The sequence below is a fragment of the Bacillus sp. Brlt_9 genome (genome assembly GCF_051948935.1).
GTDB lineage: Bacteria > Bacillota > Bacilli > Bacillales > Bacillaceae_G > Bacillus_A.
In genome coordinates, this window is the sequence record NZ_JAYJLO010000004.1 from 98,292 (window position 1) to 120,377 (window position 22,086).

21 protein-coding genes and 5 pseudogenes are annotated in these 22,086 nt (G+C 31.3%); 9 read left to right on the forward strand and 17 right to left on the reverse strand.

The window, feature by feature from the left end:
* Window positions 1-18: 18 nt before the first annotated feature.
* Window positions 19-534 (reverse strand): DUF3231 family protein, encoded by a 516-nt coding sequence (locus tag VF726_RS16995; RefSeq protein ID WP_000512133.1) that lies wholly within the window; start codon window positions 532-534, stop codon window positions 19-21.
* A 293-nt stretch (window positions 535-827) separates the two neighbouring features.
* Window positions 828-1,040 (reverse strand): small acid-soluble spore protein, SasP family, encoded by a 213-nt coding sequence (gene sasP, locus VF726_RS17000; RefSeq protein ID WP_000184021.1) that lies wholly within the window; start codon window positions 1,038-1,040, stop codon window positions 828-830.
* 246 nt (window positions 1,041-1,286) lie between these two features.
* Here sasP and VF726_RS17005 point away from each other — a divergent pair, with 246 nt between their 5' ends.
* Window positions 1,287-2,420, forward strand: a complete 1,134-nt coding sequence (locus VF726_RS17005; protein WP_440170423.1) for a zinc-dependent alcohol dehydrogenase — start codon at window positions 1,287-1,289, stop codon at window positions 2,418-2,420.
* Between the two features lie 222 nt (window positions 2,421-2,642).
* A pseudogene (locus VF726_RS17010) lies at window positions 2,643-3,486 on the forward strand (manganese catalase family protein).
* 65 nt (window positions 3,487-3,551) lie between these two features.
* Here the strand turns inward: VF726_RS17010 and VF726_RS17015 are convergent.
* Window positions 3,552-3,778: pseudogene (locus VF726_RS17015) on the reverse strand (YolD-like family protein).
* A 186-nt stretch (window positions 3,779-3,964) separates the two neighbouring features.
* Here VF726_RS17015 and VF726_RS17020 point away from each other — a divergent pair.
* Together VF726_RS17020 and VF726_RS17025 are read left to right on the forward strand one after the other, a co-directional pair.
* Complete coding sequence (locus VF726_RS17020) at window positions 3,965-4,618, forward strand: CPBP family intramembrane glutamic endopeptidase (RefSeq protein WP_440170426.1); 654 nt, start codon at window positions 3,965-3,967, stop codon at window positions 4,616-4,618.
* 423 nt (window positions 4,619-5,041) lie between these two features.
* A complete protein-coding gene (locus tag VF726_RS17025) occupies window positions 5,042-5,992 on the forward strand; it encodes a nucleoside hydrolase (RefSeq protein WP_440170428.1) in 951 nt (316 codons plus the stop codon).
* Between the two features lie 119 nt (window positions 5,993-6,111).
* On the opposite strand, the gene VF726_RS17030 is transcribed toward VF726_RS17025, so the two are convergent.
* The 9 genes from VF726_RS17030 to VF726_RS17070 form a co-directional block, all read right to left on the reverse strand.
* Window positions 6,112-6,291, reverse strand: a complete 180-nt coding sequence (locus VF726_RS17030; RefSeq protein WP_440170431.1) for a hypothetical protein — start codon at window positions 6,289-6,291, stop codon at window positions 6,112-6,114.
* Between the two features lie 127 nt (window positions 6,292-6,418).
* Entirely contained in the window at window positions 6,419-6,784 is a 366-nt protein-coding gene (locus VF726_RS17035) for a YxeA family protein (protein WP_440170432.1), read from the reverse strand.
* Window positions 6,785-6,914: 130 nt separating this feature from the next.
* Complete coding sequence (locus VF726_RS17040; protein WP_440170435.1) at window positions 6,915-7,250, reverse strand: YxeA family protein; 336 nt, start codon at window positions 7,248-7,250, stop codon at window positions 6,915-6,917.
* Between the two features lie 38 nt (window positions 7,251-7,288).
* Window positions 7,289-9,118, reverse strand: coding sequence for an ABC transporter permease (locus VF726_RS17045; RefSeq protein ID WP_440170437.1), 1,830 nt, complete (start codon window positions 9,116-9,118; stop codon window positions 7,289-7,291).
* Window positions 9,119-9,134: 16 nt separating this feature from the next.
* On the reverse strand, window positions 9,135-9,896 hold the full coding sequence (locus VF726_RS17050; RefSeq protein ID WP_440170439.1) for an ABC transporter ATP-binding protein: 762 nt from the start codon (window positions 9,894-9,896) through the stop codon (window positions 9,135-9,137).
* A 437-nt stretch (window positions 9,897-10,333) separates the two neighbouring features.
* On the reverse strand, window positions 10,334-11,356 hold the full coding sequence (locus tag VF726_RS17055) for a sensor histidine kinase (protein ID WP_440170442.1): 1,023 nt from the start codon (window positions 11,354-11,356) through the stop codon (window positions 10,334-10,336).
* The gene (locus VF726_RS17060) at window positions 11,353-12,024 is read right to left on the reverse strand and encodes a response regulator transcription factor (protein WP_423117840.1); all 672 of its coding nucleotides are present in this window, start codon (window positions 12,022-12,024) and stop codon (window positions 11,353-11,355) included. The genes VF726_RS17055 and VF726_RS17060 overlap by 4 nt, the downstream gene beginning before the upstream one ends.
* A gap of 81 nt (window positions 12,025-12,105) precedes the next feature.
* On the reverse strand, window positions 12,106-14,091 hold the full coding sequence (locus tag VF726_RS17065; RefSeq protein ID WP_440170445.1) for an FtsX-like permease family protein: 1,986 nt from the start codon (window positions 14,089-14,091) through the stop codon (window positions 12,106-12,108).
* Complete coding sequence (locus VF726_RS17070) at window positions 14,081-14,848, reverse strand: ABC transporter ATP-binding protein (protein ID WP_440170447.1); 768 nt, start codon at window positions 14,846-14,848, stop codon at window positions 14,081-14,083. Before VF726_RS17070 ends, VF726_RS17065 begins: the two co-directional genes overlap by 11 nt.
* Window positions 14,849-15,098: 250 nt before the next feature.
* Here VF726_RS17070 and VF726_RS17075 point away from each other — a divergent pair.
* Window positions 15,099-15,354 (forward strand): annotated as a pseudogene (locus tag VF726_RS17075) (alpha/beta hydrolase); the annotation flags it as partial.
* Between the two features lie 273 nt (window positions 15,355-15,627).
* Here VF726_RS17075 and splB read toward each other — a convergent pair.
* Together splB and VF726_RS17085 are read right to left on the reverse strand one after the other, a co-directional pair.
* On the reverse strand, window positions 15,628-16,656 hold the full coding sequence (gene splB / locus VF726_RS17080) for a spore photoproduct lyase (RefSeq protein ID WP_440170449.1): 1,029 nt from the start codon (window positions 16,654-16,656) through the stop codon (window positions 15,628-15,630).
* On the reverse strand, window positions 16,653-16,916 hold the full coding sequence (locus VF726_RS17085) for a transcriptional regulator SplA domain-containing protein (protein WP_087981106.1): 264 nt from the start codon (window positions 16,914-16,916) through the stop codon (window positions 16,653-16,655). Before VF726_RS17085 ends, splB begins: the two co-directional genes overlap by 4 nt.
* Before the next feature lie 504 nt (window positions 16,917-17,420).
* Between VF726_RS17085 and VF726_RS17090 the strand changes: the two genes are divergently transcribed.
* A complete protein-coding gene (locus VF726_RS17090) occupies window positions 17,421-17,669 on the forward strand; it encodes a DUF3243 domain-containing protein (protein ID WP_087981107.1) in 249 nt (82 codons plus the stop codon).
* Between the two features lie 802 nt (window positions 17,670-18,471).
* Here the strand turns inward: VF726_RS17090 and VF726_RS17095 are convergent.
* The gene (locus VF726_RS17095; protein WP_440170451.1) at window positions 18,472-19,044 is read right to left on the reverse strand and encodes a spore coat protein; all 573 of its coding nucleotides are present in this window, start codon (window positions 19,042-19,044) and stop codon (window positions 18,472-18,474) included.
* Window positions 19,045-19,174: 130 nt separating this feature from the next.
* Here VF726_RS17095 and ku point away from each other — a divergent pair, with 130 nt between their 5' ends.
* On the forward strand, window positions 19,175-19,999 hold the full coding sequence (gene ku / locus VF726_RS17100; RefSeq protein WP_440170454.1) for a non-homologous end joining protein Ku: 825 nt from the start codon (window positions 19,175-19,177) through the stop codon (window positions 19,997-19,999).
* 22 nt (window positions 20,000-20,021) lie between these two features.
* Here ku and VF726_RS17105 read toward each other — a convergent pair whose 3' ends face one another.
* The gene (locus tag VF726_RS17105) at window positions 20,022-20,801 is read right to left on the reverse strand and encodes a DUF2935 domain-containing protein (protein WP_440170456.1); all 780 of its coding nucleotides are present in this window, start codon (window positions 20,799-20,801) and stop codon (window positions 20,022-20,024) included.
* Between the two features lie 301 nt (window positions 20,802-21,102).
* On the opposite strand from VF726_RS17105, the pseudogene VF726_RS17110 reads away from it, so the two are divergent.
* Both VF726_RS17110 and VF726_RS17115 read left to right on the forward strand, forming a co-directional pair.
* Window positions 21,103-21,183, forward strand: a pseudogene (locus tag VF726_RS17110) (manganese catalase family protein); the annotation flags it as partial.
* 409 nt (window positions 21,184-21,592) lie between these two features.
* A pseudogene (locus VF726_RS17115) lies at window positions 21,593-21,754 on the forward strand (DUF4021 family protein); the annotation flags it as partial.
* Window positions 21,755-21,875: 121 nt separating this feature from the next.
* On the opposite strand, the gene VF726_RS17120 reads toward VF726_RS17115, so the two are convergent.
* The gene (locus tag VF726_RS17120; RefSeq protein WP_000354585.1) at window positions 21,876-22,049 is read right to left on the reverse strand and encodes a hypothetical protein; all 174 of its coding nucleotides are present in this window, start codon (window positions 22,047-22,049) and stop codon (window positions 21,876-21,878) included.
* Window positions 22,050-22,086 lie beyond the last annotated feature (37 nt).

Genomic DNA, 22,086 nt, shown 5'->3' on the forward strand with positions numbered 1-22,086 from the left:
CTTTTTTATTTTTGTTTATTAAGCTTGATCTGAATTTCTTACATGTAACGGAGGTGGAACTACCCACCCTTTTTTCTTACTTAAACGTAGCAACGTTACACCTGCCTGCGCTTTTTTCATATGAAATTGTCCAAATAACATACCTACATCTTCTCGAAGGCATTTTCCCATTACTTGACTACATGTGACAAGTCCAGCTGCTAATCCTGTAGAAACAGCTGCTGCAATTTCTGCATCATTAATACGTGCTCCCGGAGGAATGTCTTCGATAGATGCAACTGGTCGTTCTGGCGGAGCAGGCGGTAAAGCTACACCATTAACCTTTAAAAGAGTTTTTAACTCTTCTATTTCCGAATTCATATCATTTTCAATTAAGCTTTCTAAAAACTTCTTCAAATCTTCGTCACCTGTATGATTCATAAATACTTGATGGCTTGCGATTGCACCTTGTGCAGCTAGAAGATAACTCCAAATATCAAATACTTCTCCGTAATGTAACGGTTCATTTTGAGGATTTCCACTTAATATACCCATTTTCAAATTCCTCCCTTTCGAAAATATAATAATAAATATTGATTTTAATATTAAAATCAAATTTTTAAGTATGCTTTTTCCTGCAAAAGCTTTTCTACTATGCATGGAAAACACCTTTCCAACACTGGGTGTTTATTGTTTAGGAAAGTCGTTTACAAATAAAATACCCAAAGATTATGAAAGAAGATTATCAATAATCTTTGAGTGAGAATTCATTTACTATAAGGGTTTGTTTTTTATACATATACAAAAGAAATTGATTTACATATTCGCTATATTTTATACTAATTTCCTTAACGGTTAGCTCTACCACCAAGTTGTTGTTCAGCCATTGCTACTAAACGTTTTGTAATTTCACCACCAACAGATCCATTTGAACGAGCTGTTGTATCTGCACCAAGTTGTACACCAAACTCTTGTGCAATTTCATATTTCATTTGATCAAGAGCTTGTTCAGCACCTCGAACTAACAATTCATTACGACTTCCACTGCTATTGTTTGTCATATCGTTTCACCTCCGATGTTTTTAATATGCTACGAATCATGAAAAAATAATTATCCTTTTTGTGGGAATTAGATTATGAATAAATATTGAGTTTCTTCTTAAAATAGGGACAAAAGACATAAGAAAGAAGAGTTGCTATAACATACTTTCATAACAACACTATGTATAGGTTCCTCTTTACTAAAGATTTCTATTTTGTCAAGAGATACATATAAATTATAAAAATGATTCCTAAGGAGATATGAGATGAAAGCTGTAACCTATCAAGGACCAAACAAAGTGCAAGTTAAACAGGTGGATGATGCAAAGTTAGAAAAAAAAGATGATATTATTGTAAAAATTACTTCAACCGCTATTTGCGGTTCTGATTTACATTTATATCAAGGCAACATGCCGTTACCTCCAGGGTACATTATTGGTCATGAGCCAATGGGAATTGTTGAAGAAGTTGGTCCAGATGTTACTAAAGTAAAAAAAGGAGATCGTGTTGTTATTCCCTTTAATGTTGCTTGTGGACATTGTTTTTATTGCCAACATGAAATGGAAAGTCAATGTGATAACTCCAATCCTCATTATGATTCTGGTGGATACTTTGGTTACACAGAGAAATTTGGTAACCATCCAGGTGGGCAAGCAGAATATTTAAAAGTTCCTTTTGGAAATTTCACTCCATTTGTTATACCAGAATCATGCGAACTTGAAGATGAATCTCTACTGTTTTTATCCGATGTTTTGCCAACAGCCTATTGGAGTGTAATAAACGCAGGTGTTAAGTCAGGTGATACTGTTATCGTTCTTGGTTGTGGCCCTGTTGGATTAATGACACAAAAATTTGCCTGGATGCAAGGTGCTAAGCGCGTAATCGCAGTCGATTACTTAGATTATCGGATAAATTATGCAAAAAAGATTAACAATGTTGAGGTATTTGAGTTCACAAAATTTCCTGATATGGGAGAACATTTAAAGGAAATTACGCATGGCGGTGCCGATGTAGTCATTGATTGCGTGGGCATGGATGGAAAAAAATCACCCCTAGAATTTCTAGAACAAAAATTAAAATTACAAGGTGGAACTCTCGGCCCTATTCAAATTGCTACGAAAGCCGTAAGAAAATACGGAACCGTTCAAATGACTGGTGTTTATGGTGGTAATTATAATGCATTTCCACTCGGGGCATTTTGGGTTAGAAATATTAATTTAAAAATGGGACAAGCACCTGTCATTCATTTTATGCCGGAACTATTTAAAAAAATAACAAATAAAGAATTCGATCCAAAGGAGATTATTACACACAAAATTCCTCTTGAAGAAGCGAGCTACGGTTATCAAATTTTTAATAATCGTGAAGATGATTGTATAAAAGTCATTTTGAAGCCTTGAAGATATAATTCATCATTCTTAATGAAAAGATAGGATTAAATTTTTTAATCTTATCTTTTTTATTAAACACTAAGTACCTCCCCCATTTTCATCTCACATCGAAAATAGTTATTTCCAAAAACTTTGCATTTTGAGATAGCAATCTATTAGTAAAAAAATGAATTTAAGTATTTAATAACCATATACTGGACACGATAACTAAGTTAAAAAGAAGTGTACTTCATGTTTTATTATAAAGAGGAAATAATTAATATTATTAAGCCAGACAAACCAGATCCAGCTGTTGCAAAAGTTTTACAAGAAATATTAGGTGGGCATTATGGTGAAATGCGTACAATGATGCAATACTTTTTCCAAAGCTCAAATTTTAGAGGTAAAGAGAAGCAATATCGTGATTTACTTAGAGGTGTTTTTTTAGAGGAAATAAGCCATGTAGAGCTTGTACAACATACAATTAATCAACTATTAACTGGATCTGGTGAACATATGCCAGGAAATGCCGGTATTGACACAGCACCACTTGATGAAGCGGTTAAACATGCAAATCCTCACCACTTTATTGTAGGTACTCAAAGTTCATTGCCTGTTGATGCAGCTGGAAACCCATGGAATGGATCTTAGGTATATAGTCATGGAAACTTAATTAGCGATTTACTAGATAATGTCGTACTTGAATCTACAGGTGTACTTCAAAAAAATAGAATTTATGAAATGAGTTCTAATCAAACATGTAGAGAAACTCTTGCATTTTTAATTGTACGTGATAACGCACATCAAAATGCTTTCGCAAAAGCATTAGAGACATTGGGTGTTGAATGGGGAAAACTCTTCCCTGTGCCGAACTATGGTATTAATAAATACCCAGAATGTAGAAATGGGATTTCATAATGCACAATTTAATTTTAGATTGGACCCAACAAGAATGGGAGAAATATTCCAAGGTGAATCACCAAGTAGAAAAAAAGGGACATTAACAGTAACTGACCCACCAAAAGGCTTTCCTGTACCAGAGCTTCCTGAAATGCCAAATGAGCATAGTCCCGGATTAAAAGATATGGACCTTTAAGATAATTATGGCCAACTATTGATTCATGGTTGACCATAAACCTTTATATGGATTTAATTCACACTTTAATCGACCTCAATTACATCACCAAACTTAAACGTTCTTTGATTATCAAAAGCATCTCGGTACAAATAATTGTCTCATTTAATGGATTTTTATCAGCTACTGTTATGTAATTTTTATATAGATAGCTATTTTTATAATATGTAAGTAAAACCTGTTCCTCACCTAAATAGGAAATTAACGGCTTATTTTCAATCCTTTCTTTAATACAGGCGAACTGCTCTGGCATACTAGCAACGATAAAAAGTAGGTATGCTAAAGAAGCCGATTAAGTTTGTTAAAAAATCGTTTTACTGCATGTATACAACGATATTACACAAAAGGTATTGTCCCCTTCTGAATTACCATTAATTCGGATTAATATATGTTATTATATATTTGTAATTAATGAAATAATAAGAAAGAAGGGGTTGTTGTGGAAACAAAGATTATAGAAACAGAAAAGAAAATTGATTCAAAATCTCTTTTGGCTTTAGGATTATTAATTATTTCAGGAATTGCATATCAATGTATCGCACTTATAGTCAGTCATATACCTGAATTATTAGCAATGATTCTTGAAGCTTCATGGAATCTTGTATTATGTGGAATTATAGGATACTATTTTTTAGGGAAAATATCTTTAGAGCAATTCAAACATTTTAAATTTAAGACATTACTCTGGGGTTTGCCTTTAACGATTATCGTGGGCATGGGTTCAGGCGCACTATATAGTTATATTTTTGAACCCCCAACTACAAATTCTGTTGCTCAAGTAATAAGTGTTTCGATGATTTTAATCCGTGTACCATTCATGTTAATGGGTGAAGAATTGCTATGTACTAACATAATCATCGCATTACAAAAATTAGGATTAAAATTTAGTACAGCATCAATAATATGTAGCGTTCTGTTTGCCTTATGGCATATTCCTGCTTATGGTTTCGTGCCAATGCAATTATTGATAACTATAGTCCCTGTTAGGTTATTCCTGAATTATATATGGAAAAATTCAAAGAGCGTTTGGGTAAGTTGGATTTGCCATCTCACTTTCGACATTATTGGATTTTTACCGATGCTTTTTAAATAAAAAATTCTACTGTACTTATACGTAACAAACAATAACATAAAACAAAAAGAACCTTAGGGTTCTTTTTTTACTTAACAGAAAATGATTCATATTGAATTGTACAACCCGTTTTTTTGCTAGGATATGTTCCACAAACATTATGCCGCCCACCTCCAACGCGACGTACAAGGTTAGAAACACGTATATAATTTATGAGTTTTTGGTTCATTCCGAATCCTTAAGTTGATGGGCATGAGGTAGCGCCACATACCAATCAACTTAAGAACAGAAACTTACGCTTGACATAATATCAAATTTAGATGAGCAAAGCTATTACAAATGAATAGAATCCACTCTTTAAGAATACATAAAATACATACAAGCTTAGTCTGACCACTACATCATTAGTGAAAGTAGGATTCTATAGATTTGGGAGGAAGAGATATGCAAAAAAAGGTTCTTCTGTTTACAGATTTGGGGATTGATGATGCGTTTGCTATACTGTACACCTTTTTTCGTAAAGACATTCAACTTGTAGGAATTGTAGCCGATTATGGAAATGTATCAAGAGAAAATGTAATAAGAAATATTAACTATTTGAAGTATATTGCGGGAAGAGAAGAGATACCTGTATTCCTTGGTGCTTCTGTACCGTTGACAGGTATATTGATCCAGTATTTCCCTGAGGTACATGGAAAGGTCGGATTAGGCCCTATTATTCCCCCTGAAATTCCATATCCAGTTTATCCTTTAAATGATATTTATCAAATTATAGAATCAAATTTAGAAGATCTTACAATTATCAATTTAGGAAGACTTTCTTCGCTAGCTACGACTTTTGTATTGAATTTAGAAACAATGCGAAACGTAAGAGAATGCATTTGCATGGGGGGAGCTTTTTTCTATCCAGGTAACGTAACTGCTGTGGCTGAAGCTAACTTTTACGCAGACCCTTATGCAGCAAATTTAATTCTGCAGCATGCAAAGAATTTGACAATTATTCCTTTAAATGTGACTCAACATGCGATTGTTACACCCGAAATGGTCCAGAAAATCGATGCATTTCATCGAAATACACAGGATCCTGTAGGGCTCATCATCAAACCTATGTTAGATTATTATTATAATTTCTACTCCAAGTCTAATCCTGGTATCAGTGGAAGTCCTATGCATGATTTTGTAACAGTGTGGTATTTGCTGAATCAAGAGTCCATTGGCCTTTCAAAGGTACCCATTAAAGTAATTCCTGATCAAGGAGAAGGATTTGGTCAAAGTATTGCAGACTTTCGTTTTGTTACTAATCCAGGCTATAAAACGCATAATGTAGCTTTTCAGTTTGATTATGAAAAATTCAAGACGGATATTATGGAAACGTTCCTACAGAAAAGAGTGTAACAAACTTTATTAACTTCAGATAATACGGATTTTGTGAATGAAATATTCCTGCACTTAACGTACAGGAATTCGACTAGCATACAAAACTTCTGAAATGTTTTGTATCATTCGTATGTTTGTTAACCATCAATTTTTCTTTCCTCTCCTATATATTCACGTTTATGTTTAGGCATACCGAAAATCCCAATTTCATTTTTCAATGAATCTCTAATTTCCTTATACTTATTAAGTTTTGGTTTAATCAATTCAATAGAACGACTACGACCGCTAGTTTGATATTTTATAATATCCTCTTCCATCTTCGATATCTGTACATTATAGTAATAAAAATTTTGAAAGAAAGTACATGATTCACAGTCATTTCAGAAGAAGATTTTGAAAATAAAAAAGGATTTGACCTTTAGGGCCAAATCCTTTTTATATTTATTATTTCGGAGCTAGTTTTTCTTTCACTTTCGCAGGAAGTTCTGTTTCCTTTACTTCTTCGTAATTCTTAACGAAGTGATTCCCTTCAGAATCTGTTGATTTTAGTACATTTACACGAAGAAATACAGGCTTTTCAAGCTTCTTATCAAATAAAGAAAAAGTAATTCTTTCTTTCTCACCATCTTTATTATATGCATTTAATGTATACTCATTTGTTGTTGGATGCTGTTGTTTATCTTCATTACCTTGAATTTGCACATAATATTCTTTTGCTGTCGCCTTTTCATATAAACCAACTAGTGCATTTTTTTGCCATACTGCAAAAAAAATAATAAACAATACAAAAATCCCTAAATATTTTTTCATAGTAATATTCCTCCGTTTTCACTTGATTACATAATGGATTCATTTTTCTTACATTAACATTATGATTTTGTAATATCTAAACGTACAATGGTATTGCGAGACTTCTATATTAGAAGTCTTTTTATTTTCATTATTTTACTGCTAATTTTTCTTTCACTTTCTCAGGAAGCTCGTCCTTCTTCACTTCTTCCCAAGATGATACACCTTTTTCATCAGAGTAGTAGACACATAAGAATGCATCTTTACGAAGTTTTTTTTGAGCATCGAATTCTAACTCTTTTTCTTTACCGTCTTTATCAAATCCAGTTACCTTATACATATACTTAAAGTTTTTATCAGTTGTTTCAATTCCATCATTTGTAATTTGAACATAATATTTATCTTTCCCAAAATGATTTAAATTGCAACCTGCTAATAGGCTTGCAAATACGACTAAAATACTAAAAAGTGCGATATATCTTTTCATTTCCATCACCTCATATGTTTTTTGTTATTTTTTAATTCTTAGTCTTCTTTAGGAAGAACAATACCTTTATACAATTGAACTGTAACAAAATAATAAATTGCGTAAATGACTACAAAAATAACAATCGGAAGCCAAATACGGAAGTACGGATCGACTAGGAATGCCGAGAATATGTTCATACCAACTAGTACGTGTACAATCCCGACAATCGCTGGGAATAAGAATACTAAGAATAATTCTTTATAAATTGATTTTGTTAATAATTCACGGCGTACACCGATTTTACGAAGCATTTGATAACGCGTAATATCGCTTGATGCACCAGATAGAATTTTAAACATTAAACAGCTTGCCATCATTGCTAAGAAAGCAATTCCTAAGAAGAAGCCCATAAATACTGTTCCACTCGAAAAACCGTAAATTTCAGTATACACCGCGTATTTACTTATTTCAGAACTATGCACATTTTTATATTTAATTAACTGCAACTCGTCAATTTTTTTCCATTCTTTTTTGTATGTTAAGAAATCATCTGTTTTTCCAATGAATACAGTACCTTCTGTACCTTTCAAGCCGTTATACATTTTCTGATCGACGATTCTAATTGTTCGATTAGTATGCACATAAGATGGCTCCAGCGTTTTGAAAGCATCCTTCCACTCTGGCGAATTTCCAGAAAAATCTCCTACTGGTAGTTCTTCAGAAACTCTTTTTTCCACCTTAGCAGGATCTTTTATTCCTGCTTTAATCTTTTTCATATCTTTTACGAAAGGACGATTTTTCTCTAAATCTTCTTTTACATAATAAACGTATTTATCATCTGTTTTATAGCGGTATTCGCTTTTTTCTTTAAATGTAATACCATCTAAGATTTTCTTTTCTTCTGCTGTTGGATTATGAACCACTGCATCATATAGTGCAAAACTATCTGTCATTTTGATAACGTTATTTTTAAACGCCATACCACCTGAAATTGCTCCCGCTCCAAGCGCAACTAACATCGCTACTGTCGCTAGTACTTTTGTTAAGCTGTTAATACGGAAATTTAACTGCGCAAATGTAAAAGCATTCAGTCCTTTTTCAGTACGTTTTTTATTACTTTTCAGCTTTTTAATAATAAGAGGTAGGAACGTTCCAAATAACAGATAAGTTCCGGGCGTTACAGTAAATAACGCAATAAAAATCCCATTTGTTCTTAACTTTTCCATGTAAATCATAGAAGCATAGCCAATTGCTAATAAAATCATGCCCAATACTGCAAAGATAACAGTCTTGGCACCTTTTACAGAAACACGGTCTGTGTTTGAATCTGCATGTACAAGTTGTAAAACTGTAATACTTGATAATTTGATACTATTCATAATTGCCGAGAATATAAATAGCACAAAGAAGAAGATGCAAGTAGTATTCATTGATGGGACATAAAATGCTTGATAACCGCCTCCAGTAAATTCAAGTTGCTTTATAAGTAATTGACCAATGCCTTGTGCAAGCCCTACACCTATTGCAATCCCAATTACTAGAGATGCTACTCCAATAATGATTGTTTCCATGAACATAAGCAGCGTAATCTTATGTTTTTTTGCTCCTAGCATCATATACATACCGAATTCTTTTTGACGAAGCGATAATAAGAATGAGTTTGCATATAGAATATAGAAGAATGTAATAATTGCTAATAAAATTGAACCAGCTTGGAATACTATTCCAAGGTCGGCCATAGTAGAGTTTGCCTTAAGAAAAGCTTTGTTTGTGGCTAATGTTTGGAACATATAAAAAATTGAAATGGACATGACAAGACCAACAAGTAAGACAATATAATCCTTCACCTTACTTTTTAGTCCTGACATAGAAAGCTTAAATAACATGCCTGAACCTCCTTTCTTATGCTTTTTGTGTACCTAAGTCCGCAAGTACATCTAAAATTTCTTTATAGAACTCTTCACGCGTACCACTACTATGAATTTCTTTATATAATTCGCCGTCTTGAATGAATAAAATACGCTGACAGTAACTTGCACTGTAGGGATCATGTGTAACCATCATAATAGATACACCTTGATCTTTATTTAAGTTTGTCATTGCATCGAGTAAACTTGTTGCATTTTTAGAATCAAGCGCTCCTGTTGGCTCGTCTCCTAAAATAATTGCTGGTTCATGCACTAATGCGCGCGCTGCTGCTGAACGCTGTTTCTGTCCACCAGATACTTCAGATGGATACTTTTGAAGTATTTCTGTAATTCCTAACATACCCGCTACTTTCTCGACTTTTGCTCCAATATTACGTGATGGAACACCTTGAAGTGAAAGTGGAAGTGCAATGTTTTCATAAACAGATAAGTTTTCTAGTAAGTTGAAGTCTTGGAAGATGAATCCTAATTTTTGAGAGCGGAAATCTGAAAGTTCGCCTTGCTTCATCTTTGTAATATCCGTACCAGCAATTTCAACAATACCGCCAGTTGATTTATCTAATGTTGAAATTACATTTAGTAACGTTGTTTTCCCTGAACCAGATGGTCCCATAATTCCAACGAATTCTCCCTCTTGAATCGAGAATGATACTCCCTTTAACGCATGTGACTGGCTTTCACCTTTTTTACCGTACACTTTTTGAACGTTTTTTACGTCTACAACTGGTTTGCTCATCGTTGTCCTCCTAAGCTTGTTTTTACTCTTCTTATTCTGCGCCTTTTCTACGGAATCTGCGATGGATTAACATAACATTAACATTACATTTTTGTTAGATAGTAAAAGAATCACATGTATAATCTTTTAAATATAATTATGTCATCCTTTTTGAAACAATCATTCTGTGCCACCAATCAAAATATACATAAATTCTAAATTCGGATAGTTTGTTACTGTTTCGTTAAAGCGTTGACGGTATACCTTATAAGAAAATTCCTAATTTACTACTTCATATTCCTTCATGATTTTATAAAAGGTGTTCTTCATATCTAAACTGTTTTTATTTACTAGGATAAAATAAAAAAAAGAGTTGACGGAACCAACTCTTTTTTGTTTTTTCTTTTATTGGTTTATATACTTCATCCACGATACGTGGGAAAATAACTACATCACTTTTATAAATAAGGCTCCAATGTTACCATACCTGATAAAGGAAATATTAATGTAACTCTAGTTCCTTTATTCACTTCGGATTCAATGCCAATTTTCAATCCTAATTTTGAGCACAGTTTTTCGCATAAATACAAGCCCATTCCTGTACTTTTGCTAAATTTCCTTCCATTCTCTCCAGTAAATCCTTTTTCGAAAACTCTATTTATATCTTTAGGTATTATCCCTACTCCATTATCCTCTATGGTTAGCATTACTGAGTTAGCTTTCTTAATTGAATATATACGTATCATTGATTCTTTGTTATTTAAGTACTTTATAGAATTTCCTATTATTTGATTCATAATAAATTCAACCCATTTTCCATCACTATATACAATTTCATCAATATCCTGTATATCTAATTTTATTCTCTTATGAATAAAATCCCTATAGTTTCTTTTAATTACATTCCTTACTACATTATCAAGGTTGATTGGCTTTATAATATAGTCTTTATTAACGTTATTGCTTCGAGAATAATACAGAACCTGTTCTACAAATCCCTCGATTCGATCCATTTGAGAGTCAATTTTATTCGTTACTTCATTTTGATTATTTTCAATTATTAGCTTTGTAGAAGCAATTGGTGTCTTAATTTCATGCACCCATGTCTCTATATATTCTCTGTAATCCATTTGCATATCTCTGTATTTTTTTACATTTTCATGCATATCCCTACTAATTTCTCTAAGTATAGAATTAGTTTTTTCCCCATGTATAAAATTTGTTTCCTCTATTACCTCCGGAAGTAGGTATTTTTTATCTAAATTTTCTAATATACCATTAATCTCATTATAATAATTTTTACACTTTATAAATTCCATAGCCATATATGAAATCAATGGAAAAAACCAAATACAAAAAGCAAAAAATATTATAATGAACTGAACATTCGCCATCAGCAATATACTAGCCAGTATAATAAATATCAGTACATTTGATATTATTACTACCATTTTATCTTTAATAAATTCACCTATATTCATGGCATTATATACCCTAACCTTCTTCTTGTTTCAATTGGGTTTTCTATACCTATCTCTTCAAGCTTCTTTCTTAGTCTATTTATATTAACAGTTAAGGTACTATCATCCACAAAATAATCGGATTTCCATAAGGATTCCATAAGTGAATCTCTTTTTACAATATTACCGCGATTATTTATTAAACATGAGAGTATCTTCACTTCATTTTTCGTTAACTCTACGGATTTGTCTTGATAAGTAACCGTTGCATTCGAAAGGTTCAAATTAAAATCTTTATAATGCAAGAGGTTATTCGTCTTTACGCCTCCATGTGCTCTTCTTAAAATACTTGTTACTCTTGCTAATAATATTTCTGTATTATAAGGCTTTGTTATAAAATCGTCTGCTCCTAAATTCATACTTATTAGTTCATCAACATCACTATCTCTACTTGTAACCATTATAATTGGAACATCTGAAGTTTTACGTATTTCTCTACATATATAATAGCCATCGAACACAGGAAGATTTATATCTAGCAATATAAGACTTGCATTTTCATTTTCCACATATTCGATAATATGATTAAAATCTACGGGAGCCTTTACTTCATATCCATACTTGTTTAAAAAAATTTGTAATTCTTCTCTTATAATTTCATCATCTTCAATAAGAATGATTTTTTTCATGACTGTTCCCTCCCTATATAGAATATAAGGCTATTACACCTTGAAAAACAAGATGTAATAGCCTTATTGAGCATTATAAAATTAACTATTGCTTTTTACAATATTTTTATACCCAATATATGTTGTGTAGAAATATCCTGCATAAATTACGATAAAGATTAACGCAGTCATGAACGCTGAAAAACTAATATCTGCATTTTCATACAAATTTATAAAATTATTGACTACATAAATTCCAGTTACTGAATGAATTAAGGCAAGAATAACTGGAAGACTAAAGTAAAATACAGTTTGAATGAAAATTGTTTTGTCAATCATTTTTCTAGTTGACCCAATTCTCTTTAAAGATTTATATCTCTCTATACTATCACTGGCTTCTGATAATTGTTGAAGAGCCAACACAGCCATACTCGTTATTAAAAATACAATACCTAAATACAAGCCGATAAACAGTATAATGGTTGATATCCCCTTATTTTTTTCAAAAACACTATCCTTTGATAAACCATATACAAATCTAATATTCATATGTTGATCTTTATTATAATAATTAAATCCCGCTTCAATTTGATCATATTTTTTATTGAAATTTTCTCTATTTCCATCTAAATAATTTACATTAAGTACAGATGTGGAAATTTTATGTCCTGATAAAACCTCATCATTGGTAACGATTGTGAATATAGTAGTTAACCTATTCATAGTTTGAAGATTTTCTTGTATAGCTTTAGTATTTTTTACTACATACTCTTTTCCTTTTATATTTATTTTATTACTATTTTTCAACTTTTCATTTATCGGATTATTCAACCTGTTAGATAAAAGTAAAACTTCATTATCTTTTAAATGTATTTCTTTTTCACCTTTAAATACTAAAACTTTATTATAATCAGATACTTTAATGAAATCCACATTGCTATTCTTATAATCTTTAGGTACTTCTGGTATAAAGTCAGCCACTTTCATCCCTGTTTCATATTGATTATAAGATACATATTTTTCGTTATTACTTATTTTAAAATTTAATGTCTTTAATACGTCTTCTATGTTGTAATTCTCATCTTTATTTACCAACATTACACTAGCATCAAATGGTGCTGCTTCTATAGTTCTTGCCTCTATATTTCCTTTAAAACTTATTCCTGTAGATAAAACCACCATTGTAATAAATAACATCAAACAGATTACAGCCATTGATATAAAGTTAGTATTCACTTTACTACTCATTTGCTTTAATATAAAAATATTTAACCCTTTAAAATAAATTTTTTTATTTTTCTTTACAACAAATAAAATAAATCCAGATAAGCTGAAGAAAAACAACAATGTACCTAATATGCCAAGAATGATTGCTACAATGAGCATACGATTTTCAAAATCTAATCCAATCTTTAGTACAATGCCATATGCAAATCCAAGTGATACTACACATAAAATACATGTTATGAAATATATAATAGGATTTTTTAATTTTATCTCTTCATTTTTTCTACTTGCTATCAACAAATCAATTATTTTGTATTTGGAAACAACATATACATTAAATAACATAACAAGTACAAACATAATTCCAAAGTATAATACAGTTTTACCTATAGCACCTGTTGAAATTGCAAATTTATATGTATTCATAGGCAAATCAAATAACTTTAATGCAAATGTAGATAATCCCTGTGATACTCCAATACCTAGTATAATCCCACTCACTAAAGATATAATACCAACTAGAAATGTCTCTGTTACCAATATTCTGGATATGGTATTTCTCCCCATACCCAAAGTCATGTATAGTCCTAATTCTTTTTTACGTTTTTTAATTAAGAAATTATTTGCATACAAGATTAAACTGCCTAATATTACAGATACAAATACGGAAACAAGTGAGATAATATTCATTAAAGTAGCGACAAATGATCTACCTGAAGTCTCAACTTCCATAAGTGCCTTTTGTGATTCTAATGAATTAAAGCTATAGAATATACAAACAGCCAGTGTTAGTGTTAAAAAATATATCGCATAATCCTTAAAGCTTTTCTTTACATTACGGGCAGCAACCTTAGAATACATTATTATCATTACCTCCGAGAAGGGTTATAACTTCGATAATTTTAGTAAAGAATTCTTTTCTGGAATCATTCCCTCTTACTAACTCGCTAAATATTTTCCCATCTTTAATAAAAAGAATTCTACAAGCATAGCTTGCTGTAAATGCATCATGCGTAACCATAAGTATTGTAGCTTTCAAATCCTTATTTAGACTTTCAAATCTTTCAAGTAATAACCTAGCTGATTTAGAATCTAATGCTCCTGTCGGTTCATCTGCAAGTACTAAAGATGGCTCTGTTACGATAGCTCTTGCCGAAGCAACCCTTTGTTTTTGTCCTCCTGACATTTGATACGGGTATTTGTTTAATACTTGTTCAATTTCTAAATATTTTGCTACTGACTTTACCTTCCCATCAATTGTTGAACTTTCCTCACCTTTTATCGTTAACGCTAAAGCAATATTTTCATAAGCGGTAAGAGTATCTAATAAATTAAAGTCCTGAAATATAAACCCTAATTCATTTTTTCTAAACTTATCTAGTGACTTTGATTTTAATCGAGTAATATCACTATTATTTATTATTATTTTTCCAGTAGTAACATGATCAATTGTTGATATACAGTTAAGCAATGTAGTTTTGCCACTTCCTGAAGGTCCCATTATCCCAACAAACTCTGCCTCGTCTATCTTAAAGCTAATATTATCTATAGCCTTTGTTACATTATCTTTATTACCGTAATATTTCTCGATTTTTTCCACACTTAATATAGTTCTCATGGATACTTCCCCTTTGTCATTATAAGAATGCTTTAACTCCTAATTATTTATGTAATTTATTTTATATAATTTCATTCATAGTGTCAGTTGAATTACATTTCATTAACATTACATTTTTGTCATATTGACTAATCAGGATGTTTTTTCTTAATATATCCATACTAAACATAATATGAGATGATCATTTTATATTTAATGTAGATGTAAAAATGAGAATCGGTATTACATATTTTGAAAAATATTCCCTTAAATAGAAATACACTCCAAATTTAAACACGTTACAAAAGATTATCCACCAACATTTATTACTGTTGGAAATACTGCATCATTCAAAGATCAAGCCAAAGCATTAGCTTATGTATTGTAAGGGAGTACCAGTAGATAAGCTTTTCTTTGATAAAAATGTTTCTGGAGAGTTGGGACATGAATTTCAATTTAAAATGAATACACTAACAGGCCAACAAGTTTTTTACAAAGCTCTTGGGTTTTTAAATCCAAACAAATAATATGTCTTACGTTGGTTAAAAAAATAAAGTATTAACTAATATAAACGTTCGTGAAACAAGTATTAAACAAATTCATAAAAACCTTGCTACACTTCATATGCAACAAGGTTTTTATGAATGAATGTAATTACTTAAATTTATATGCTCCTAAAAAATTGATGCGCTCCAACTAGCATGTAATTAATAAATAAGCTAATTGAACATACATGTAATTTTGACCTTTGAACGCATATTTTTTAATTACACTTCTTATATTAAGAATCTGAATTTATATTATGTAAAATATTCTAATTTTGCATTTGGGAAAAATTTTTTCATATAAGAATATAGATGATTTTTTATATCCTCTTCTTCTTCTTTTTGATAAATATATTTACCAATTCCGTACTTTCCCCATTTATATCTTCTTCTCTCTTCATCTAATTCTAATTTTGTCATAGGATAATTTTTTTCAATCACCCTCTTAGCAGGCTTTGTAAAACGATGCTGAATAAATTCAAATGTAATATCATCTCTTACATCAAGGGGTAATTCAGCGTCAAGACGTTCAAACATATGATAGTATCCCTTCTGCCAACCTTCATGAATATAGATAGGAGCCACAATAAAACCTAGCGGATATCCTGCTCTGGCTACTTTTCCTGCTGCTTCAATTCGTTTAGCTAACGGAGAAGTCCCAGGCTCAAAATTTTTAATAACATAATCAGCATTTACACTAAAACGAAATCTAGTTTTTCCGTTATGTTTTGCATCAAGCAAATGATCTACATGATGAAATTTTGTAACAAATCTCAACTTTCCATACTCAGATTCTCCAAAATGCTCAATTGCACGTTTAAGAGTATGAGTTAAATGATCAATTCCTACAATATCTGATGTACACGAGGCTTCAAACCTTGTTAATTCAGGTATACGAGCCTCCATATATTTGTCAGCAGCTTCTAGAATTTCGTCAACATTTACATAAGTACGGATATATGGCTTACTTCCCATCGTTGTTTGTAAATAACAATAATGACAATGTCCCATACACCCTGTTGCAAAGGGAATAGCATATTCCGCTGAAGGCTTTGAAGTATCAAATTTTAGTGTTTTTCTAACCCCTACGACAAGAGTAGATTTTGCTACTCGATATTTTTGAAAATCGTTTTCGCCTGGTAGGTCTCTTACTTGATTGTGGGAAGTAGTATGCCGAATTTCAACATCCATCTTTGAAAACTTCTCATAAAGCTCTTTCCCTAATGGATAATCTAATGCTTTGGGTTCAAAATATACAAGCTTAGGCATAAATGAGTTGTTCATTCTAACACCCCCTCTGAAGTATCCCCATAATAGTATGTGTAAGCTTGGTTTGCCTCTTCCTCAGTAGAATAAACAGCCATCTCATTTGTTAGTGGATAATAAGTTTCGTAAAGAAATAAAGCTAACTCATTTGGTCTCTCAGGATTATTTACAACTGCTGCGGCTTGTATATTTGCTACATCTTGAGCATGGGGATTTCGGTAAAAAATATAGACAATATCTCCAGCATGATAAGCTATACTTTCATTAGAAAATTCCATTCAATCACCTTTTCTTTTGACAAATTTCAATATGCAAAGTAATACATTCTAAATTTTTTCCTATATTCCATAAAAATATGTCTTCTTTTATCAAGGAGAATCTAGGTTCTAATAATTGCAATCTTATTTGAGATGGACCGAATACAAAGAATTTCATTTTGGATTACATTTATGATTAACCCTATGGTGAGGTACCATCACATGCTCATCGACTTAAGAATAGAAGCAAAATAAACTTTCGCTCATCAGGACTAAAGTATTCTTAAAGTAATGGTAAACTCTTAATTTTCTTTTTCATACTGAGCACACACCTTTTTTTAAGTATTAGTACCAATATTGCCAGGTTTGAAAATTTCTTTCTAATAGTTTAAATTTGCTACACCATAACCAAATTAATTGAGCTGAATGGTGATTCACATTGTTAAAATAAAAATTTGCACATAGAAAATAAGAAATTGTACAAATTAAGTATGAATCTATTACTTAATAGTGAGGTGATTAATTATGTCAGTACTAGACAATTTTGATCAATGGAAAAGCTTTTTAGGAGAGCGCTTAGAACAAGCAGAAGGAAAAGGGATTGCTGGTGAGGCTGTTTCAGATATGGCATTCCGTGTAGGGGATTATTTAGCAAATGAAGTAGAGGCGCGAAATGATCAAGAAAAATTATTAGCTGAGCTTTGGAAAGTTGCTGATGAACAGGAACAACATATAATTGCTAATTTAATGGTAAAGTTTGTACAACATAAATAGACAATCATAACTTGCCAGTCACACCTCTATATAAAAACGGTGTGACTATTTATTTTTCAAAACCTCCATCTCATTAAATAGATAATTTTTGTCTACCGTTTTTACGTATAAATTTCTCACCTTTAAAAACAATATCTATAAACAGGAGCTGTACTTTTGCTTTTCGAGAAATCATGAATAAATTTCTAAACTTGGCGGGTAGAATAAAATGCTATCTGATTTTCTGTATAAGATTTTTCATTTCACATATACTACTTTTGCACCTGTCAACTAATACGAACCATTTTGGTGTTTTGGATCTCCCTTCTTGGGATAAGTACTTTTTACTTATCCCTTTTTATATATTTACATAGACTTCGTTTAACAATAATTATGACCTGATTTTCTTTTTATGTGTGTTGTTCTAAACAACATACATTTTTCTCCTCTAAAGGACACAGGTACAATTACTCTTGCTTTTTTATTCATATCACATATTCCCCTTGAAGAAGTGAGTTATGGTTATCAAATATTTAATAATCGTGAAGACGATTGTATAAAAGTTATTTTGAAACCTTAAAGGACTCCTTGTTAATTACTTAATATCAGTTGTTTTTTGTGCTAAAGATAAGATTAAATCCAAGATCTTATCTTTTTTACTAAAAAAATAAATATATTTAAGTTTGAAATAAAGTTTCTCATTTTAAGGGCTAGCCTATAAATACTTTCTTTTTGCCAGAAGCTCTTAGTTATCTTTAATTACTGCCTCTATAAAATAAAGCTGAACAATAGTATTTTTACTGTTCGGATTTATCCAATAAATCTAATTATAATATTGTAATTGCTTATTAATAGGCTGATAAATGCTTGCTATAGCTTTTATTTCAGAATCTGGTGCTGGTGATAATGGATAGTAACCTTTTTTCACCATGTATTGCCAAATATCATACGCATGTCTACTACTATTTAAAAAGGTTTTTTCTAAAAAAGACCTCAAATTTGGATTTGCACATTCCAATAAAGCTCCAGCATAATTTAATGCAGCTGATTTTTGATTTAAGAGATAGCCCGTAGCAATTGCTCGATCGTTCGGAGGTGCTCCGTTTATACTAGGTACAACAGGTGGATATTGTTCAATAGGTGCTTTTACATAAGAAACCAACCCTGGATTTAACTTAGAGGGCTGAAAACGCTCAATATCGGGCGTACTCTGGCTTTGGACAAATTCTATTTTTAAATTATAGTCTGCCACATGGAGTGGAAAATGTTGCTGTAATAATCGTTTTAATTCTAAATCTTGTGCTTGCTGAATGTATGTACTCATCGTATTAATTGTATTGTAACAGCCAGCAATTAATTCACTTAAATCACGTAACTCATGAGTAGCTAATTGCATTGTTGAAACCTCCCTTTTAAAGTTTTTTTATTCTCTCCCAAAATATAAAAAATATAAGGAATGCATATGATATTTCTTATTACCTCATAATATAGCTATTCATTTTCTTTTTATGAAAGGAGAAGTTGTAATGCATACGGTATGGAAAGGCTCTCTTTCACTTGGTTTGTTAAGTATCGGTGTGAGACTGTATAGTGCTGTCGAAGAAAAAGATATTAAATTTTTAAGTCTTCATAAAGAATGTCTTACTCCAATTAAGTATAAAAAAATTGCTCCTGATTGTACAGAAACTGAAGTAAGCGATGAAGAAATTGTGAAAGCTTATGAATATGCGCCGCATAAATATATAATTATTAATGATAAAGAATTAGAAACACTACGAAAAAAAGATGAGCCGCGAATTATTCGCATTTCATCTTTTATCCAAAATGATGAGATTGATTCAATTTTTTTCGATCGTTCCTATTTTATTGGTCCTACCAATGGGAATGAAAAGCCCTATTTGTTACTAAAAGAATCATTAGAGAGAACAAATAAACTTGGTCTTATTCATATTACTATCCGTAAGAAACCGCATCTAGCTATTATTCGTAGCTTTCAAGAAGGACTTATTCTACAGACTATCCATTATCCTGATGAGATTCGAAATATAAAAAACATGCCTGATCTTCCTAAGTTTGAAGAAAACCCAATACAAAAACAAGAATTAACTACTGCCATGAATCTAATTCATCACCTTACCACTCCATTTAAACCCGAAGAATATGCAGATGAATATAAAGAGGCGCTTTTTAAGCTTATAGAAGAGAAAATTGAGAAACAAGAAAAGAACGAAATCATATCTCCAACCAAAAACATCATTAATATCATGGAAACATTAAATGCTAGCATTGAACAAGTAAAACAACAGAAAGAAAAGAATAAAAGAGGAATAAACGAAAAAAAAGCCAAATAATTGTGGCTTTTTTTACCTTCTTTTAAAGAGGATTACACTTTGGCCTCTCTCCTCCAGATGATTGTGCTAATTTTAGTAAGTAGTAGCATTCTTCTCTTGCCATATGGTCTGCCATTCTTGCGGATAATGAACTTAATATTTGCTCTGATAATTCTAACTCTTCTATTTCATGAAGAAAATGCGAAAATAAATTAAGTTCTAATGAAACATCTTGCGTAAATTTCTTCAAAGCTGGAAAATGCTTAAGCTCTGTACGTAAATACCCCGTCATTTCAACAGCTTTTAAATAAAACTGTTCAAAGTGTTTGGCGTACATCTCACTCTTCTCTTTCAAACGTTTCTCTACAAGATCTAATTCACCTGAAATTGAACCAGCATGACCAGCCGCATCCGTTAACCATACAAGATGATAATGTAGTTCATGAAAAATAGGGGGTATTTCTCCTTTTATTAAATACTTTAATACGGTTATATACTCTTCTACTTCATTTACCATATGGTTAATAAAAGTTGGAGTAAAGTGAATAATTATTTTTCCTTCTAATTGCTTTTGTATAATACTTAACTTAAATTGCCTAATCTCTTCTGCCAATTGTTTAACATCTTTCGCAAATTCAATTAAACTAACAGTATTAATACGACTTAAAAACCCATCAAATTTCTCTACAAAATATATAGCTCTTTGAATATCTCCAGTTTCTTTTGGAGCTAATGCATCTAAAAGGAACTGTGCATGGTCTCCAAGAACTCTAAGCCAAAATTTATGTTCAAATAATGCGCTTTCTTCATAAGTTCGATTCATCTCATTTCTCTCCCTTACCAACATGTCTTTCTTACTGATTAATACTAATAAAATATATAAAATATGAATTTTAGCTAGTTTTAATTTATCTTCAAAGAATTAAAGGCTACTTTTATCTAGAGAATGTGCAGAAATACATTCAAATAGATTTTTAGTAGCATAAGCACCTCTGAATGCCACTCAAAATTATTATAAATATATACAAATAACATTAATAATAACTTAATCAATTCAAGGAATAAACCAACCTCAATTAGATAAAATAACCATTTTTAACTATCTAGAAAAAGAGTTATACATTATGTTTTATTATAAAGAAGAATTAATTCATATTATTAAACCAGATCCAGCAGTCGCAAAGGTTCTACAAGAAATATTAGGTGTTCCTTCTATAAGTAATCTATTATATACATTAACTAGAAAGATTTTAGTTTTTATCCGGTTAAGTCTTAAATCAGTAAAATTTTCAATACCACTTATCCCCATACTTTCAACAGCCATTTTTAGCAGTTGTTGACGCTTAATGACATACTTACAACTTTACATAATATATAATTTGTGAAGAATTGATTTATATGATAGAAATTGAATGAACTATCTCCTATACTTACTAAATTTAAGCTTTATCACCTGGCATACTTTCTAGAAAAAATGACATACTACGTATGTGCTATTACACTAATAGCTCAATTAATCTTTCATTCAACTGGCAGATAATCCATGTTTTTATCTGCCAAACTCTATTTATTTCCTTTTACTTTTAAAATCATTTATGTTCGGAGTTTATATAATTGAATTTTTCACATTCTAAAAAGGAAAAGAATAACTATTCCAAAAAAATAACAACAAATGCTATTAACCCTATAATTCAACCTGTAGAACAAGCCATGAATGGATTGTATGGAATGCCAGAAACTGATATTGAAGATAAAGATCATCCAAAAAAGGGAATTCAAAAAATATTTAGTATTTTCAATGTAATCTTTATTTCCCATACATATTTCAATAATGATAATAAATAAGGAAGATTAAATTATAAAGAAGGCAAGCATTAATATATGCTTGCCTTCTCTTCTAACGACGATGTTCTACAAGATCAATTACACCTAAAACAACGTGAGCTAAACCAAATCCAAATACTGTATTTGCAATCATTTTATTAGTTCCACGAGTTTGTTTAAGAGCATAACCTGCTGCTGTCACTGCTGTACCTAGTGCCGTTGGAATTAATCCTTCACGAATATCCACAGTGATTGCCTCCTTATATCGTAGTTAGTAATTTTGT

What these genes read in the sequence shown, in the direction of transcription:
- VF726_RS17060 (WP_423117840.1), bottom strand. Translation starts at nt 12,024, where the DNA reads ATGAAAAAAATCATTCTTATTGAAGATGATGAAATTATAAGAGAAGAA.
- splB (WP_440170449.1), bottom strand. Translation starts at nt 16,656, where the DNA reads ATGAACAACTCATTTATGCCTAAGCTTGTATATTTTGAACCCAAAGCA.
- sasP (WP_000184021.1), bottom strand. Translation starts at nt 1,040, where the DNA reads ATGACAAACAATAGCAGTGGAAGTCGTAATGAATTGTTAGTTCGAGGT.
- VF726_RS17005 (WP_440170423.1), top strand. Translation starts at nt 1,287, where the DNA reads ATGAAAGCTGTAACCTATCAAGGACCAAACAAAGTGCAAGTTAAACAG.
- VF726_RS17105 (WP_440170456.1), bottom strand. Translation starts at nt 20,801, where the DNA reads ATGAATCGAACTTATGAAGAAAGCGCATTATTTGAACATAAATTTTGG.
- VF726_RS17050 (WP_440170439.1), bottom strand. Translation starts at nt 9,896, where the DNA reads ATGAGCAAACCAGTTGTAGACGTAAAAAACGTTCAAAAAGTGTACGGT.
- VF726_RS17040 (WP_440170435.1), bottom strand. Translation starts at nt 7,250, where the DNA reads ATGAAAAGATATATCGCACTTTTTAGTATTTTAGTCGTATTTGCAAGC.
- VF726_RS17085 (WP_087981106.1), bottom strand. Translation starts at nt 16,916, where the DNA reads ATGGAATTTTCTAATGAAAGTATAGCTTATCATGCTGGAGATATTGTC.
- VF726_RS17090 (WP_087981107.1), top strand. Translation starts at nt 17,421, where the DNA reads ATGTCAGTACTAGACAATTTTGATCAATGGAAAAGCTTTTTAGGAGAG.
- ku (WP_440170454.1), top strand. Translation starts at nt 19,175, where the DNA reads ATGCATACGGTATGGAAAGGCTCTCTTTCACTTGGTTTGTTAAGTATC.
- VF726_RS17055 (WP_440170442.1), bottom strand. Translation starts at nt 11,356, where the DNA reads ATGAATATAGGTGAATTTATTAAAGATAAAATGGTAGTAATAATATCA.
- VF726_RS17030 (WP_440170431.1), bottom strand. Translation starts at nt 6,291, where the DNA reads ATGGAAGAGGATATTATAAAATATCAAACTAGCGGTCGTAGTCGTTCT.
- VF726_RS16995 (WP_000512133.1), bottom strand. Translation starts at nt 534, where the DNA reads ATGGGTATATTAAGTGGAAATCCTCAAAATGAACCGTTACATTACGGA.
- VF726_RS17065 (WP_440170445.1), bottom strand. Translation starts at nt 14,091, where the DNA reads ATGTATTCTAAGGTTGCTGCCCGTAATGTAAAGAAAAGCTTTAAGGAT.
- VF726_RS17070 (WP_440170447.1), bottom strand. Translation starts at nt 14,848, where the DNA reads ATGAGAACTATATTAAGTGTGGAAAAAATCGAGAAATATTACGGTAAT.
- VF726_RS17095 (WP_440170451.1), bottom strand. Translation starts at nt 19,044, where the DNA reads ATGCAATTAGCTACTCATGAGTTACGTGATTTAAGTGAATTAATTGCT.
- VF726_RS17025 (WP_440170428.1), top strand. Translation starts at nt 5,042, where the DNA reads ATGCAAAAAAAGGTTCTTCTGTTTACAGATTTGGGGATTGATGATGCG.
- VF726_RS17035 (WP_440170432.1), bottom strand. Translation starts at nt 6,784, where the DNA reads ATGAAAAAATATTTAGGGATTTTTGTATTGTTTATTATTTTTTTTGCA.
- VF726_RS17045 (WP_440170437.1), bottom strand. Translation starts at nt 9,118, where the DNA reads ATGTTATTTAAGCTTTCTATGTCAGGACTAAAAAGTAAGGTGAAGGAT.